Source organism: Pseudomonas sp. JQ36 (genome assembly GCF_053851495.1).
This window is the reverse complement of sequence record NZ_CM132642.1, coordinates 3,047,083-3,060,831: the sequence shown is the minus strand read 5'-3', so window position 1 is coordinate 3,060,831 and position 13,749 is coordinate 3,047,083. Positions and strand designations below refer to the sequence as shown.

General features: G+C 61.3%; 11 protein-coding genes. 5 read left to right on the top strand and 6 right to left on the bottom strand.

The genetic code is table 11. The features are described from left to right. Window positions 1–222 precede the first annotated feature (222 nt). Window positions 223–2,316: an LTA synthase family protein gene (locus tag ACS4NR_RS13630; protein WP_095137243.1), complete on the top strand. Its 2,094-nt coding sequence runs from the start codon at window positions 223–225 to the stop codon at window positions 2,314–2,316. Between the two features lie 57 nt (window positions 2,317–2,373). Here ACS4NR_RS13630 and ACS4NR_RS13625 read toward each other — a convergent pair whose 3' ends face one another. Next, a complete protein-coding gene (locus ACS4NR_RS13625; RefSeq protein WP_169432680.1) occupies window positions 2,374–2,532 on the bottom strand; it encodes a DUF3309 family protein in 159 nt (52 codons plus the stop codon). Window positions 2,533–2,855: 323 nt separating this feature from the next. On the opposite strand from ACS4NR_RS13625, the gene ACS4NR_RS13620 reads away from it, so the two are divergent. From ACS4NR_RS13620 to csrA, 3 genes are all read left to right on the top strand, one after another. After that, entirely contained in the window at window positions 2,856–3,671 is an 816-nt protein-coding gene (locus tag ACS4NR_RS13620) for an SDR family oxidoreductase (protein WP_095137244.1), read from the top strand. A 63-nt stretch (window positions 3,672–3,734) separates the two neighbouring features. Continuing rightward, on the top strand, window positions 3,735–4,067 hold the full coding sequence (locus ACS4NR_RS13615; RefSeq protein WP_003226957.1) for a YnfA family protein: 333 nt from the start codon (window positions 3,735–3,737) through the stop codon (window positions 4,065–4,067). Between the two features lie 146 nt (window positions 4,068–4,213). Beyond that, the gene (gene csrA, locus ACS4NR_RS13610; protein WP_456017678.1) at window positions 4,214–4,399 is read left to right on the top strand and encodes a carbon storage regulator CsrA; all 186 of its coding nucleotides are present in this window, start codon (window positions 4,214–4,216) and stop codon (window positions 4,397–4,399) included. On the opposite strand, the gene ACS4NR_RS13605 is transcribed toward csrA, so the two are convergent. The 5 genes from ACS4NR_RS13605 to mnmC all read right to left on the bottom strand — a co-directional run bounded on the left by ACS4NR_RS13605 (window position 4,396) and on the right by mnmC (window position 11,802). Next, window positions 4,396–4,623, bottom strand: a complete 228-nt coding sequence (locus tag ACS4NR_RS13605) for a YheU family protein (RefSeq protein ID WP_003192759.1) — start codon at window positions 4,621–4,623, stop codon at window positions 4,396–4,398. The two genes, csrA and ACS4NR_RS13605, sit on opposite strands and share 4 nt — an antisense overlap. Before the next feature lie 170 nt (window positions 4,624–4,793). Then, window positions 4,794–5,984 (bottom strand): osmoprotectant NAGGN system M42 family peptidase, encoded by a 1,191-nt coding sequence (locus ACS4NR_RS13600; RefSeq protein ID WP_027612398.1) that lies wholly within the window; start codon window positions 5,982–5,984, stop codon window positions 4,794–4,796. Window positions 5,985–6,148: 164 nt separating this feature from the next. Further along, on the bottom strand, window positions 6,149–7,897 hold the full coding sequence (gene ngg / locus ACS4NR_RS13595; protein WP_204895169.1) for an N-acetylglutaminylglutamine synthetase: 1,749 nt from the start codon (window positions 7,895–7,897) through the stop codon (window positions 6,149–6,151). Between the two features lie 3 nt (window positions 7,898–7,900). Next, window positions 7,901–9,673, bottom strand: a complete 1,773-nt coding sequence (locus ACS4NR_RS13590) for an N-acetylglutaminylglutamine amidotransferase (RefSeq protein ID WP_166496874.1) — start codon at window positions 9,671–9,673, stop codon at window positions 7,901–7,903. 149 nt (window positions 9,674–9,822) lie between these two features. After that, entirely contained in the window at window positions 9,823–11,802 is a 1,980-nt protein-coding gene (gene mnmC / locus ACS4NR_RS13585; protein WP_456017677.1) for a bifunctional tRNA (5-methylaminomethyl-2-thiouridine)(34)-methyltransferase MnmD/FAD-dependent 5-carboxymethylaminomethyl-2-thiouridine(34) oxidoreductase MnmC, read from the bottom strand. A gap of 337 nt (window positions 11,803–12,139) precedes the next feature. On the opposite strand from mnmC, the gene pap reads away from it, so the two are divergent. Beyond that, window positions 12,140–13,654 (top strand): polyphosphate:AMP phosphotransferase, encoded by a 1,515-nt coding sequence (gene pap / locus ACS4NR_RS13580; protein WP_456017676.1) that lies wholly within the window; start codon window positions 12,140–12,142, stop codon window positions 13,652–13,654. Window positions 13,655–13,749: the final 95 nt, after the last annotated feature.

The following is a 13,749-nucleotide window of genomic DNA, read 5'->3' as shown; positions in this document are numbered from 1 at the left end:
TTTCACAACGTGTTCCCGACAATTCGCCCGCGTAATTCAGTTTGTCCCCCGCCCGAATGCTTGCATGAAAGAGTCGGGCAATGGGGCAGTAATCAATGGCAATGCTGCCGTTGATCGTGCAACATTTGCGCACCGCGCAAGTCCCGGGGCCTGGAATGGCCAATAGAGGGCATGGCGCCGCTGTATTTTGCAACTTCAACTTCCAATGGGTCCTAAAACGACATGGCAAACCCGGACGCCCTGAATCAGCAGCGATCTTCCGCTCGCCTGCTGCAACCGACCGTCAAATCGCATCTGGCCTACACGCTGCTGTGTGCCCTGGTCATGATGGTGATGTTTTCCGTGCTGCGCCTCGCGCTGCTGGTCTACAACCGCGAGATGATCCTCGACACTCCCGCTTCGACCTTCCTCGAAGCCTTCGCCAATGGCTTGCGTTTCGACTTGCGCCTGGTGGTCTACATCTGCGTTCCGCTGGTGCTGGCACTGTTCAGCGCTCGTGCAATGGCTGCGCGCGGTTTCTTCCGCTTTTGGCTGACCGTGACGTCGAGCATCGCGCTGTTCCTCGGCCTGATGGAGATGGACTTCTACCGCGAGTTCCACCAGCGCCTCAACGGCCTGGTCTTCCAGTATGTGAAGGAAGACCCGAAAACCGTGATGAGCATGCTCTGGTACGGTTTCCCGGTAGTGCGTTACCTGCTGGCGTGGGTCATCGGCACCGTGATCCTGACTCTGGCCTTCAAGGGCGCCGACCGTGCGACCCGTCCACGCGGCCCGTTCAGCGGCGGCAACGTCGGCACCCGTCAGGTGGCGCCGTGGTACACCCGCCTGGCGGTGTTCGTGGTCTGCCTGCTGATCTGCGTGGTGGCGGCCCGTGGCACGCTGCGCCAAGGTCCACCGATGCGCTGGGGTGACGTCTACACCACCGATTCCAACTTCGCCAACCAGCTCGGCCTCAACGGCACGCTGTCGCTGATCGAGGCCGCCAAGTCCCGCATGGGCGAGGATCGCGATAACATCTGGAAAGCCACGCTGCCGCAGGAGCAAGCGCAGAAAGTCGTGCGTGACATGCTGCTGATGCCTGACGACAAACTGGTCGATGCCGATATTGCCGCCGTGCGCCGTGATTACATGCCACCGGCCGACAAGACCCTGCCGATCAAGAACGTCGTTGTGATCCTCATGGAAAGCATGGCCGGTCACTCGGTGGGCGCCTTGGGCGCGCCGGGCAATATCACGCCTTACCTGGACAAGCTGTCCAAGGAAGGCCTGCTGTTCGACCGTTTCTTCTCCAACGGTACGCACACCCACCAGGGCATGTTCGCGACCATGGCCTGCTTCCCGAACCTGCCTGGCTTCGAATACCTGATGCAGACTCCGGAGGGTAGCCACAAGCTGTCCGGCCTGCCGCAGGTGCTCAGCGCCCGTGACTATGACGACGTGTACGTCTACAACGGCGACTTCGCCTGGGACAACCAGTCGGGCTTCTTCAGCAACCAGGGTATGACCAACTTTGTGGGTCGTAACGACTTCGTCAACCCGGTGTTCTCCGATCCGACTTGGGGCGTGTCCGACCAGGACATGTTCAACCGTGGTCTGGAGGAGCTGAAGGCGCGGGAAAACGGCAAGCCGTTCTACGCGCTGCTGCAAACCCTGTCCAACCACACGCCGTATGCCTTGCCGACGCCATTGCCGGTCGAGCGCGTAACCGACCGCGGTTCGTTGAACGAGCATTTGACCGCCATGCGTTACTCCGACTGGGCTCTGGGCCAGTTCTTCGAGAAGGCGCGCAAAGAGCCGTACTTCAAGGAAACCCTGTTCGTGATCGTCGGTGACCACGGTTTCGGCAACGAGCGCCAGATCACCGAAATGGACCTGGGCCGCTTCAACGTGCCAATGCTGATGATCGCCCCGGGCATCCAGGAGAAGTTCGGTACCCGTGACCACACCGTGGGCACGCAGATCGACATCGTGCCGACCATCATGGGTCGTCTGGGTGGCGAAGTGCGTCACCAGTGCTGGGGTCGCGACCTGCTCAACCTGCCGGCCGGCGACACCGGGTTCGGTGTGATCAAGCCATCGGGCAGCGAGCAGACCACCGCCATCGTCACCGCCGACCAGATTCTGGTGCTGCCGAGAGAAAAAGAAATGGCGCCGAAGGTCTACCAGTACCAACTGGGCGCGAACCCTTCTGCCGAAGTCATTGCGGACGCACCGCGTACCGCGGAACTGAAACTCAAGCTTGAAGCGTTCCTGCAAACGGCGACCAAGAGCCTGATGGACAACACTGCCGGTGTCGTCAACGGCAAGCCGGACTGATAAAACCGCTGTATAAAAAAGAGGCCCCTGAGGGCCTCTTTTTTTTGTCTTGGGGTTTTATATCCTGCCGAGTAACAGCAAGACCAGCAGCACCACCAACACCACGCCAATAATGCCCGAAGGACCGTAACCCCAACTTCTGGAGTGCGGGAAGACCGGCAGACCACCGATCAGCAACAGGATCAGGATAATGATAAGAATTGTGCCCATGTCGATTTCCTTGTTTATAGCGTTCGAGAAGACTTGGTGTTCAAGGGCGACTGGAGGCTAACTAATTCCAGACGGCTTACAAATTCCGACCGGTGCGAATGAAAGAAAATTCAATGTTTTTTTAATGTATTTGGATTACTCGCTTATTTCCTTTAAAGCGCAAGATCAAAAGATTGCAGCCTTCGGCAGCTCCTGCAGGAAACTGATGTAGGAGCTGCCGAAGGCTGCGATCTTTTGATCCCGTATTCAGCAATCTGATGGAGCGTGGGTGGCCAGTATTCCTTCGCTACACTCCGCTCATCTCCTACAGAACAACAAGGCTGTCTGCTATGCAAAATCGCATGATGATCACGGGTGCGGGCTCAGGTTTAGGTCGCGAAATCGCGTTGCGCTGGGCGCGTGAAGGCTGGCAACTGGCCTTGTCCGACGTCAGCGAGCCGGGCCTGCAGGAAACCCTGAAACTGGTGCGCGAAGCCGGCGGCGACGGTTTTATCCAGCGTTGCGATGTGCGTGATTACAGCCAGCTCACGGCGTTTGCCCAGGCCTGCGAGGAGAAGCTCGGTGGCATCGATGTCATCGTCAACAACGCCGGTGTGGCGTCCGGCGGATTCTTCAGCGAACTGTCGCTGGAGGATTGGGACTGGCAGATTGCGATCAACCTGATGGGGGTGGTCAAGGGCTGCAAGGCGTTCCTGCCGCTGCTGGAACAGAGCAAAGGCAAGATCATCAACATCGCTTCGATGGCTGCACTGATGCAAGGCCCGGCGATGAGCAACTACAACGTGGCCAAGGCCGGTGTAGTGGCGCTGTCGGAAAGTTTGCTGATCGAACTGGCGCAGCAGGAAGTCAGCGTGCATGTGGTCTGCCCGTCGTTCTTCCAGACCAACTTGCTCGACTCGTTCCGTGGCCCGACGCCGGCCATGAAAGCCCAGGTCGGCAAGTTGCTGGAAAGTTCGCCGATCACGGCTGCCGACATCGCTGACTATATCTACCAGCAAGTGGCCGCCGGCGAGTTCATGATCCTGCCGCACGAGCAGGGGCGCATGGCCTGGGCGATCAAGCAGAAGAACCCGCAACTGCTCTACAACGAGATGACCACCATGGCCGATAAAATGCGCGCCAAGGCCAGACAAACCAACGGCTGAACTTGCCCCGAGGATGACGCGTGGTTAGGGTGGCCGCAATGGTCACCCTGTCGAGACGCATCAATGCTCAACTATCTGTGGTTTTTCCTCGCGGCGCTGTTTGAAATCGCCGGTTGTTTTGCCTTTTTCATGTGGTTGCGCCAGGGCAAAAGTGCCTTGTGGGTGATCCCGGCGCTGCTCAGCCTGACCCTGTTCGCCCTGTTGCTGACCCGCGTCGAAGCGGCTTACGCCGGTCGTGCGTATGCCGCGTATGGCGGGATCTACATCGTCGCGTCGATCGGCTGGCTGGCGGTGGTCGAGCGGGTTCGCCCTTTGGGTTCGGACTGGATCGGCGTGGCGCTGTGCGTGATCGGTGCCAGCGTGATTCTGTTCGGTCCGCGCTTTTCCGCTGCGTGAGGCGAGGCTGTTCAGCGATTTGCAGGAAACGTCTGACGGGCGCAGCGCTTGCGGGTGTAGGGCAAGACTGAATTGCTCACCACGCATTGTCGAGCGGGCGTCCACCGCGCATCTTCAGGGCTGGCTAACCCTGAAGGATAAATTCCATGCTTGTACTCAGCCGTGTAGTGGGCGAGTTGATTTCCATCGGTGACGACATTTCCGTGCGCGTGTTGTCAGTCAACGGCTCCAGTGTGCGCTTTGGTGTCGAGGCGCCGCAGCAGGTCAATGTGCACCGTGCTGAAGTCTACAAACGGATCCAGCGCAAACAGGTCACCGAGAAGGTCCGCTAGTCGAACAGGTGCTTGGGCACGTCGTGCTTGAGCATCAGTTGGCATTGTTCGCTTTCCGGATCGAAGACGATCAACGCCTGGCCTTTGGTCAGCGCCTGGCGTACGCGCAGCACGCGGGTTTCCAGCGGTGTGTCATCACCGTTATCGGTGCCGTCGCGGGTGACGAAGTCTTCGATCAGGCGGGTGAGAGTGTCGACTTCAAGAGCGTCGTAGGGAATCAGCATGGGCACCTCGGTTCAATCAATGGCGGGATGCTACGGCGATTGGTGGTTGGCTGCCAGTTTTGTGTGGGCAGTATCGGCCTCATCGCGAGCAGGCTCACTCCTACAGGGAAATGCATTTCAACTGTAGGAGTGAGCCTGCTCGCGATAGCCATCGTTCAGACAACAAGGATTCAACTGTCGGAACGCTGCCCCACCAGACTGTCCACCGACGGCACTCGCGTATCGCTCTCCATCTGTGTCTCATGTTCGATCTGGTGACTGAAGCGATCCAGCGAAGCATTGGCCGGCGCCGCATCACTGGCGAATACCGGCGGACTCAGAATGTACGCTCCGAGCAAACGACTGAGCGCTGCCAGGCTGTCGATGTGCGTACGTTCATAACCATGAGTGGCATCGCAGCCGAAGGCCAGCAGGGCCGTGCGGATGTCGTGCCCGGCGGTGACTGCCGAATGCGCGTCGCTGAAGTAATAGCGGAACAGGTCACGGCGCACCGGCAGTTCGTTTTCCCCGGCCAGGCGCAACAAATGCCGCGACAGGTGATAGTCGTAAGGCCCGCCGGAATCCTGCATTGCCACACTCACCGCGTGTTCGCTGGAGTGCTGGCCCGGCGCGACCGGCGCGATGTCGATGCCGACGAACTCGCTGACATCCCACGGCAAGGCTGCCGCCGCACCGCTGCCGGTTTCCTCGGTGATGGTGAACAGCGGGTGACAGTCGATCATCAATTCCTGACCGCTCTCGACGATGGCTTTGAGCGCAGCGAGCAACGCCGCAACCCCGGCCTTGTCGTCGAGGTGTCGGGCACTGATGTGACCGCTGTCGGTGAACTCCGGCAGCGGGTCGAACGCCACCACGTCACCGACGCTGATGCCCAGCGAGTCGCAATCGGCCTTGGTCGCGCAGTAGGCATCCAGACGCAGTTCGACGTGATCCCAACTGATCGGCATCTCGTCCACCGCGGTGTTGAATGCGTGCCCGGACGCCATCAGCGGCAGCACGCTGCCACGAATCACGCCGTTGTCGGTGAACAGGCTGACCCGGCTGCCCTCAGCGAACCGGCTCGACCAGCAACCGACCGGGGCCAGGGTCAGACGGCCGTTGTCTTTCACCGCACGCACGGCGGCGCCGATGGTGTCGAGGTGCGCGGAGACGGCGCGGTCAGGGCTGTTTTTCTTGCCCTTGAGAGTGGCGCGAATGGTGCCGCGACGGGTCATCTCGAAAGGGATGCCGAGTTCTTCCAGACGCTCGGCGACGTAGCGCACGATGGTGTCGGTGAACCCGGTGGGGCTGGGAATGGCGAGCATTTCCAGCAGGACTTTTTGCAGGTAATTCAGATCCGGTTCGGGGATTTGAGTGGTCATGGAAACTCCTGATGAGTTGAGGCGCATCGATGGTTTCGATGAGGGGAAAGATTTGTAGTGCCTGATCCGGCCCCTTCGCGAGCAAGCCCGCTCCCACATTTGGAATACGTTCAACCTGTGGGAGCGGGCTTGCTCGCGAAGGCGTCAGTCCAGACACCTCGGAATCAAGAAACAGCCGGCTGACTGTGCGGAAACAACAAATCGACAAACCGCTCCGCCGTCGGCTGCGGCTCGTGATTGGCCAGGCCGGCGCGTTCGTTGGCTTCGATAAACACGTACTCCGGCTGATCCGCCGCCGGCACCATCAAGTCGAGGCCGACCATCGGAATGTCCAGCGCCCGCGCCGCCCGTACCGCTGCATCGACCAGGGTCGGGTGCAGGATTGCGGTGACATCTTCCAGCGTGCCGCCGGTGTGCAGATTGGCCGTGCGGCGCACGAACAGATGTTCGCCCGCCGGCAGGATGCTGCTGTAGTCATAACCGGCCGCGTGCAGGGTGCGTTGTGTTTCATGATCCAGCGGGATCTTGCTCTCGCCACCGGTGGCGGCTTGCCGACGGCGACTCTGGGCCTCGATCAGCGCACCGATCGAATGATGCCCGTCACCGACCACTTCGGCAGGACGACGAATCGCCGCCGCCACCACCTCAAAACCGATCACCAGAATCCGCAGGTCGAGGCCTTCGTGGAAGCTTTCCAGCAGCACGCGGCTGTCAAAATGCTTGGCAGCTTCGATGGCCTGCTGCACCTCTTCAATGCTCTGCAGATCCACCGCCACGCCTTGGCCTTGTTCACCGTCGAGCGGCTTGACCACCACACGCTGATGCTCGTCAAGAAACGCCAGGTTGTCGTCGGCGTTGCCTGCCAGTTGCTGTGAAGGCAGCTTCAGGCCGGCGCCTTTCAACACTTTGTGGGTCAGGCTTTTGTCCTGACACAGACTCATGCTGATCGCGCTGGTCAGGTCGCTCAGCGATTCGCGGCAACGTACCCGACGCCCGCCATGGCTAAGGGTGAACAGCCCGGCTTCGGCATCATCCACTTGCACGTCGATGCCGCGCCGATGCGCTTCCTCGACGATGATCCGCGCGTAAGGGTTGAAGTTGGCTTCCGGCCCGGGCCCGAGGAACAGCGTCTGATTGATGCCGTTCTTGCGCTTGATGGCGAAGGTCGAGAGGTTGCGAAAACCGAGCTTGGCGTAAAGATTCTTGGCCTGACGGTTGTCATGCAGCACCGACAGATCCAGATAACTCAGGCCGCGACTCATGAAGTGTTCAATCAAATGCCGCACCAGCACTTCGCCGACACCGGGCCGCGAACACTGCGGATCCACCGCCAGGCACCACAGGCTGCTGCCGTGCTCCGGATCGTTGAAGGCTTTCTGGTGATTGAGGCCCATGACGCTACCGATCACCGCGCCGCTGTCTTCATCTTCGGCCAGCCAGTACACCGGCCCGCCCTGATGATGCGGGGTCAATCGCGTGGCATCGATCGGCAACATGCCGCGCGCCTGATACAGCAGATTGATTGCCTGCCAGTCCGCTTCGCTCTGGGCGCGGCGAATACGGAAACCACGAAACACGCGGGTGGCCTGGCGGTAATCGCTGAACCACAGGCGCAGAGTATCGGACGGGTCGAGAAACAGTTGCGTCGGTTCCAGACCGAGAATCTGCTGCGGCGCGGCGACGTACAGTGCGATATCGCGCTCGCCGGGCTGCTCGTTGAGCAGTTCCTGGGCCAGCGTCGCCGGGTCAGGGAAGGTGTGGCCGATCAGCAGCCGGCCCCAGCCGCAATGCACGGCGATGGGGTCGGCGCCGAGTTCGCTGCCGTCTTCGGCCAAGCGCGCCTGCAAGCGTTCATACGACGGTGTCTGACCGCGTAACAGGCGCTGATTGATCGCTGTGGCGTGAGGTTTCATCAATCAGATTCCTTGTTCACTGAGCCACAGGTTCAGGGCCGCCAGTTGCCACAGTTTCGAGCCGCGCAATGGCGTCAGTTGGCCTTGCGGATCAGTCAGCAGTTTGTCGAGCATGGCCGGGTTGAACAGGCCGCGATCCTGGCTCGGGTCCAGCAGCAGTTCACGCACCCAGTTCAGGGTGTCGCCTTGCAAGTGCTTGAGGCCCGGCACCGGGAAGTAACCTTTCTTGCGGTCGATCACTTCGCTTGGAATCACCAGACGTGCAGCTTCTTTGAGTACCTGTTTGCCGCCATCCGGCAGCTTGAACTGGCCGGGAATCCGCGCCGAGAGTTCCACCAGTCGATAGTCGAGGAACGGCGTGCGCGCCTCCAGGCCCCAGGCCATGGTCATGTTGTCGACGCGTTTGACCGGGTCATCCACCAGCATCACCGTGCTGTCCAGACGCAGCGCTTTATCGACTGCAGCCTCGGCGCCGGGCTGGGCGAAATGTTCTTTCACGAAGTCGCCAGCGGCGTCATTCGCGGTCAACCATTTCGGTTGCACGGTGGCAGCGTAGTCGTCGTAGCTGCGGTCGAAGAACGCCGCGCGATAGGCTGCGTATGGATCGGCCGCGCCATCGACTTGCGGGTACCAGTGATAACCGGCGAACAGCTCGTCGGCACCCTGGCCGCTTTGCACCACTTTGCAGTGCTTGGCCACTTCGCGCGACAGCAGGTAGAAGGCGATGCAGTCGTGGCTGACCATCGGCTCGCTCATCGCACGGAACGCAGCAGGCAGTTGCTCGATGATCTCTTTTTCATCGATGCGCAATTGATGATGCTGCGTGCCGTAGTGTTTGGCGATCAGATCGGAATACTGGAATTCATCACCACGCTCGCCGCCGGCATCCTGGAAACCGATGGAAAAGGTCGACAGATTCTCCACGCCGACTTCACGCAGCAAGCCAACCAACATGCTCGAATCGACACCGCCGGAAAGCAGCACGCCGACATCCACCGCTGCGCGTTGACGGATTGCCACGGCCTCGCGGGTGCTGTCGAGCACGCGGTCGCGCCAGTCTTCGAGGGTCAGGTTTTTCTCGTCGTCGTGTGGGCCGTAGGGCAGGGTCCACCAGGTTTTCTGCTCGGTGCGGCCATCGGCTTCGACGCGCATCCAGGTCGCTGGCGGCAGCTTTTCAATGCCCGCGAGCAAAGTGCGCGGAGCCGGCACCACCGCATGGAAATTCAGATAGTGATTGAGCGCCACCGGATCGAGGATCGGGTTGATATCGCCGCCCTTGAGCAGCGCCGGCAGGGCCGAAGCAAAGCGCAAACGCTGACCGGTACGCGACAGGTACAGCGGCTTGACGCCGAGACGGTCGCGGGCAATGAACAGGCGCTGGGCATCGCGCTCCCAGATGGCAAACGCGAACATGCCGTTGAGTTTCGGCAGCAGCGCTTCGCCCCAGGCGTGGTAGCCCTTGAGCAGCACTTCGGTGTCGCCACCGGAATAGAAGGCGTAGCCGAGTGCTTCGAGTTCGGCGCGCAGTTCCGGGAAGTTGTAGATCGCGCCGTTGAAGGCCAGGGACAAGCCGAGTTGGCTGTCGATCATCGGCTGCGCCGAGCCGTCCGACAGGTCCATGATTTTCAGGCGACGATGGCCCAGAGCAATCGGCCCTTGGGCATGGAAGCCCCACGCGTCGGGGCCGCGAGGGGCCAGGTGATGGGTGATTCGCTCTACCGCTGCAAGGTCTGCAGGTTGATGATCAAAACGTAACTCGCCAGCTAATCCGCACATAAGGTCCTTACCGGTTTTTCCGTTGGGGAGGGGTCATTCAAGTCAGGCCAAAATGGCCGGTACTCAGAAACTGACCCGCTGCAGATGTGGGAGTTTTAGAACGATGAGTTATAAGAGGGGGCGACTGACCAGCGGCCAGTCGCGATTTTTCATTTGCCGCGAATCAATGTGCGCAGTGCAAAACGATTGGGATGGCAGGCCTCGGCGACGCTTCTTGGCAGCGGCAGCGGCTCATTGTCCAGCCACGCCGCGAGCAGTTCGCCCGACAGCGGCGCGGTGATCAGCCCGCGTGAACCGTGGCCGCTGTTGACGTACAGGCCATCGAGCCAAGGGCAGGCGATGTCCGGCACTTGTCGTGCATCCTTGCTCAACGCCGCGTAGGCCTGAGCGAAGGCTGTGCGGTCGGCGAGGGGGCCGACGATCGGCAGATAATCGGGACTGGTGCAGCGGAATGCGGCGCGTCCTTCCAGGGTTTCCGGCGGCAGCTCATTGATGTGCAGACGTGCCACCAGATCGCTGGAGATTTCTTCGAGCATCGCCAGATTGCCCAGGTGTTCGGCGGTGGTCGGCGTCAGGTCATCGCTGTTGAAGTCGAAACTCGCGCCCAGCGTGTGTTCGCCCAGACGTGCCGGGGCGACATAACCTTCGGCACAGACCACGGTGCGCAGCGCCTGGCTCTCGGCGGTTTGTGGCAGGCGCGTGATCTGCCCGCGAATGCGCTTGAGCGGCAGCTCGGCACTTTGCGCAAAACGTTTGATCTCCGCAGCTCCGGCCAGTACCACTACCGGCGCGCTGGCGAGCACGCGCTCGCCGTCGATGGCTTGCCACTGACCCTCGACCTTGCGCAGTTCCAGCACTTCGTGATGCTTGAGCAGTTCGATGTTCGCTTGCGCGGCTTGCGCCTGGCACAGCGCGGGTGGATGCACCCAGCCGCCTTCGGGGTAGAACAGCCCGCCATGGGCAACGGCGATTCCGGCCTGAGTTGCGGCTTGCGGCTGATCGAGCCAGTGCACCAGATCTTCCGGGAACGCCGCGGCCAGTTGCGCCTGACGCTCGGCTTCCTTGGCATTGAAGGCCAGTTGCAGCACACCGCAATCATCCCAGTCGGTGCCGCGTTGCAGGGTTTCCAGCAGGCGGCGGGTGTAGCCGAAGCCGCTGACGATCAGTTGCGACAACGCGGTGCCGTGGGCCGACAACTTCAGGTACAGCACGCCCTGCGGATTGCCCGACGCCTCCTGCGCCACCGCCTCGTGACGCTCCAGCAGACTGACTTGCCAACCGCGCGCGGCGAGGCTGGCAGCGGTCGCACAGCCGGCCAGCCCGGCGCCGATCACCAGCGCGCGACGCTCGCCAGTCAGCGGGGCAGGGCGGGCGAACCACGGTTTGTCCGGCAGCGGTGGCGCAACGTCCTGCGGCCAGCCGAGAAACTCGCCGCGCAGGATCTCCCATTTGTGACCGATGCCCGGCGTGCGCTTCATCTTGAACCCGGCGGCGTTGAGCAGACGCCGCACCCAACCGGTGCTGGTGAAGGTGCTGATGGTCGAGCCGGGCGCGGCCAGTCGAGCCAATTCGACGAACAGCTCGGCGGTCCACATGTCGGGGTTTTTCGCCGGGGCGAAACCGTCGAGAAACCATGCATCAATCTGCGCATCGAGTTGCGGCAGTTGCTCCAGCGCATCGCCGATCAACAGCGTCAGCGTGACCCGACCGTTGTCGAGGACGATCCGTTGAAAGCCCTGATGGATCGCCACGTAATGGGTCAGCAACTGGTCGGCCAGCGGCTTGAGCTGCGGCCACAAGGCCAGTGCCCGTTGCAGATCCGCCGGGCTCAGCGGGTACTTTTCGACGCTGACGAAATGCAGCCGCGCACCGGCCACCGCGTGCTGTTCGAACAACTGCCAGGCGCAGAGAAAATTCAGCCCGGTGCCGAAGCCGGTTTCGCCGATCACCAGCCGCCCGTGCGCCGGCAGCGCGGCAAAACGCTCGGCCAGACGGTTCTGTTCGAGGAACACGTAACGGGTTTCATCCAGCCCCGACTGGTCGGAAAAATACACATCATCGAACACCCGCGAGCGCGGGCGTCCCTGGTCATCCCAGTCGAGTTGGGCGTGGGGCAATACAGGTTTCATGGCAGGCTCGGCAACGACAAGGCGGCCATTCTAGCTGATCGCGCGGAGGGTGCTTGATCCATGGCAAGTGACCCTTGTGTCGAATGCACGATCATCACCGGCTTTTGTGGCGAGGGAGCTTGCTCCCGCCGGGGTGCGCAGCAGCCCCAAAACCTGCGACCACAATTTGTCTGGAGGACGGTGGTTGCAGATCTTGCGACTGCTGCGCAGCCGAGCGGGAGCAAGCTCCCTCGCCACAGTTTGTTCATTCATCCCACTTGCCATGGTGAGCGGAATTTCTCCGCCGCGCCCATGCCCAATCCGCTAGTCTTGCTGAATCCTGGAAGGAGCCGTCCCCATGTTTGAATCCGCCGAAATCGGCCATGCCATCGACAAAGAGACTTACGACGCGGCTGTGCCTGCACTGCGTGAAGCACTGCTGGAAGCGCAGTTCGAGTTGCAGCAGCAGAAACGTTTTCCGGTGATCATTCTGATCAACGGCATCGAAGGCGCGGGCAAGGGCGAGACCGTCAAGTTGCTCAACGAGTGGATGGACCCGCGCCTGATCGAGGTGCGCACCTTCGATCAGCAGACCGATGAAGAGCTGGCGCATCCACCGGCCTGGCGTTACTGGCGGATGCTCCCGGCCAAGGGACGGATGGGAGTTTTCTTTGGCAACTGGTACAGCCAGATGCTTCAAGGGCGGGTCCACGGTCTATTCAAGGATCCACGCCTGGACCAGGCGATCAACGCCGCCGAGCGTCTGGAAAAAATGCTTTGCGATGAAGGCGCGCTGATCTTCAAGTTCTGGTTTCACCTGTCCAAGAAGCAGATGAAAGCGCGGCTCAAGGCGTTGGCCGATGACCCTTTGCACAGCTGGCGCATCAGCCCGCTGGACTGGCAGCAATCGCAGACTTACGACAAGTTCGTCAAATACGGCGAGCGCGTGTTGCGCCGCACCAGCCGCGACTACGCGCCGTGGCATGTCATCGAAGGCATGGACGCCAATTACCGCAGTCTGGCGGTCGGCAAGATCCTGCTCGAAGGCCTGCAGAATGCGCTCAAGCGCCCCGAGGTGCATGCCGAAGAGGTCAACGCGGCGCCGTTGGGCACGGCGGTCGATCAACTCAACCTGCTCGACAGCCTCGACCTGAACCAGCGGCTGGAAAAGAAAGACTACGAAGAACAACTGATCACCGAGCAGGCGCGGCTGTCCGGGCTGATGCGCGATAAACGCATGCGCCGCCATGCCTTGGTGGCGGTGTTCGAAGGCAACGATGCGGCGGGCAAGGGCGGGGCGATCCGCCGGGTCGCGGCGGCGCTCGATCCGCGTCAGTACAGCATCGTGCCGATTGCCGCGCCGACCGAAGAGGAGCGCGCGCAGCCGTATCTGTGGCGCTTCTGGCGGCACCTGCCGGCGCGGGGCAAGTTCACCGTGTTTGATCGCTCCTGGTATGGTCGGGTGCTGGTGGAGCGGGTCGAAGGCTTTTGCAGCCCGGCCGACTGGTTGCGCGCCTACAGCGAGATCAATGACTTCGAAGAGCAGATCGCCGACGCCGGAGTCATCGTCGTCAAGTTCTGGCTGGCGATCGACAAGGACACGCAGATGGAGCGCTTCCAGGCCCGCGAGCAGATTCCGTTCAAGCGCTTCAAGATCACCGAGGACGACTGGCGCAACCGCGACAAGTGGGACGCCTACCGCGCTGCCGTGGGCGACATGGTTGACCGCACCAGCACCGAGATTTCGCCGTGGACGCTGGTCGAGGCCAATGACAAGCGCTGGGCGCGGGTCAAGGTGCTGCGCACGATCAACCGAGCCCTCGAAGAGGCGTTCGAAAAGTCCGACAAGCGCGCGAAAAAACATAAGGACTGAGCCGATGGACACGCATACGCGGGGTGAATGATTGTCGCGGTCGGCGGCGGGGTGGACTTATGCTCGGTTCACTCTCCTCCGACAACAACAATTGA

Coding starts and splice junctions, on each gene's coding strand:
- ngg (WP_204895169.1), bottom strand. CDS start 7,897: ATGAAACCTCACGCCACAGCGATCAATCAGCGCCTGTTACGCGGTCAG.
- ACS4NR_RS13605 (WP_003192759.1), bottom strand. CDS start 4,623: ATGCTGATTCCCTACGACGCTCTTGAAGTCGACACTCTCACCCGCCTG.
- ACS4NR_RS13615 (WP_003226957.1), top strand. CDS start 3,735: ATGCTCAACTATCTGTGGTTTTTCCTCGCGGCGCTGTTTGAAATCGCC.
- pap (WP_456017676.1), top strand. CDS start 12,140: ATGTTTGAATCCGCCGAAATCGGCCATGCCATCGACAAAGAGACTTAC.
- mnmC (WP_456017677.1), bottom strand. CDS start 11,802: ATGAAACCTGTATTGCCCCACGCCCAACTCGACTGGGATGACCAGGGA.
- ACS4NR_RS13630 (WP_095137243.1), top strand. CDS start 223: ATGGCAAACCCGGACGCCCTGAATCAGCAGCGATCTTCCGCTCGCCTG.
- ACS4NR_RS13590 (WP_166496874.1), bottom strand. CDS start 9,673: ATGTGCGGATTAGCTGGCGAGTTACGTTTTGATCATCAACCTGCAGAC.
- ACS4NR_RS13620 (WP_095137244.1), top strand. CDS start 2,856: ATGCAAAATCGCATGATGATCACGGGTGCGGGCTCAGGTTTAGGTCGC.
- csrA (WP_456017678.1), top strand. CDS start 4,214: ATGCTTGTACTCAGCCGTGTAGTGGGCGAGTTGATTTCCATCGGTGAC.
- ACS4NR_RS13600 (WP_027612398.1), bottom strand. CDS start 5,984: ATGACCACTCAAATCCCCGAACCGGATCTGAATTACCTGCAAAAAGTC.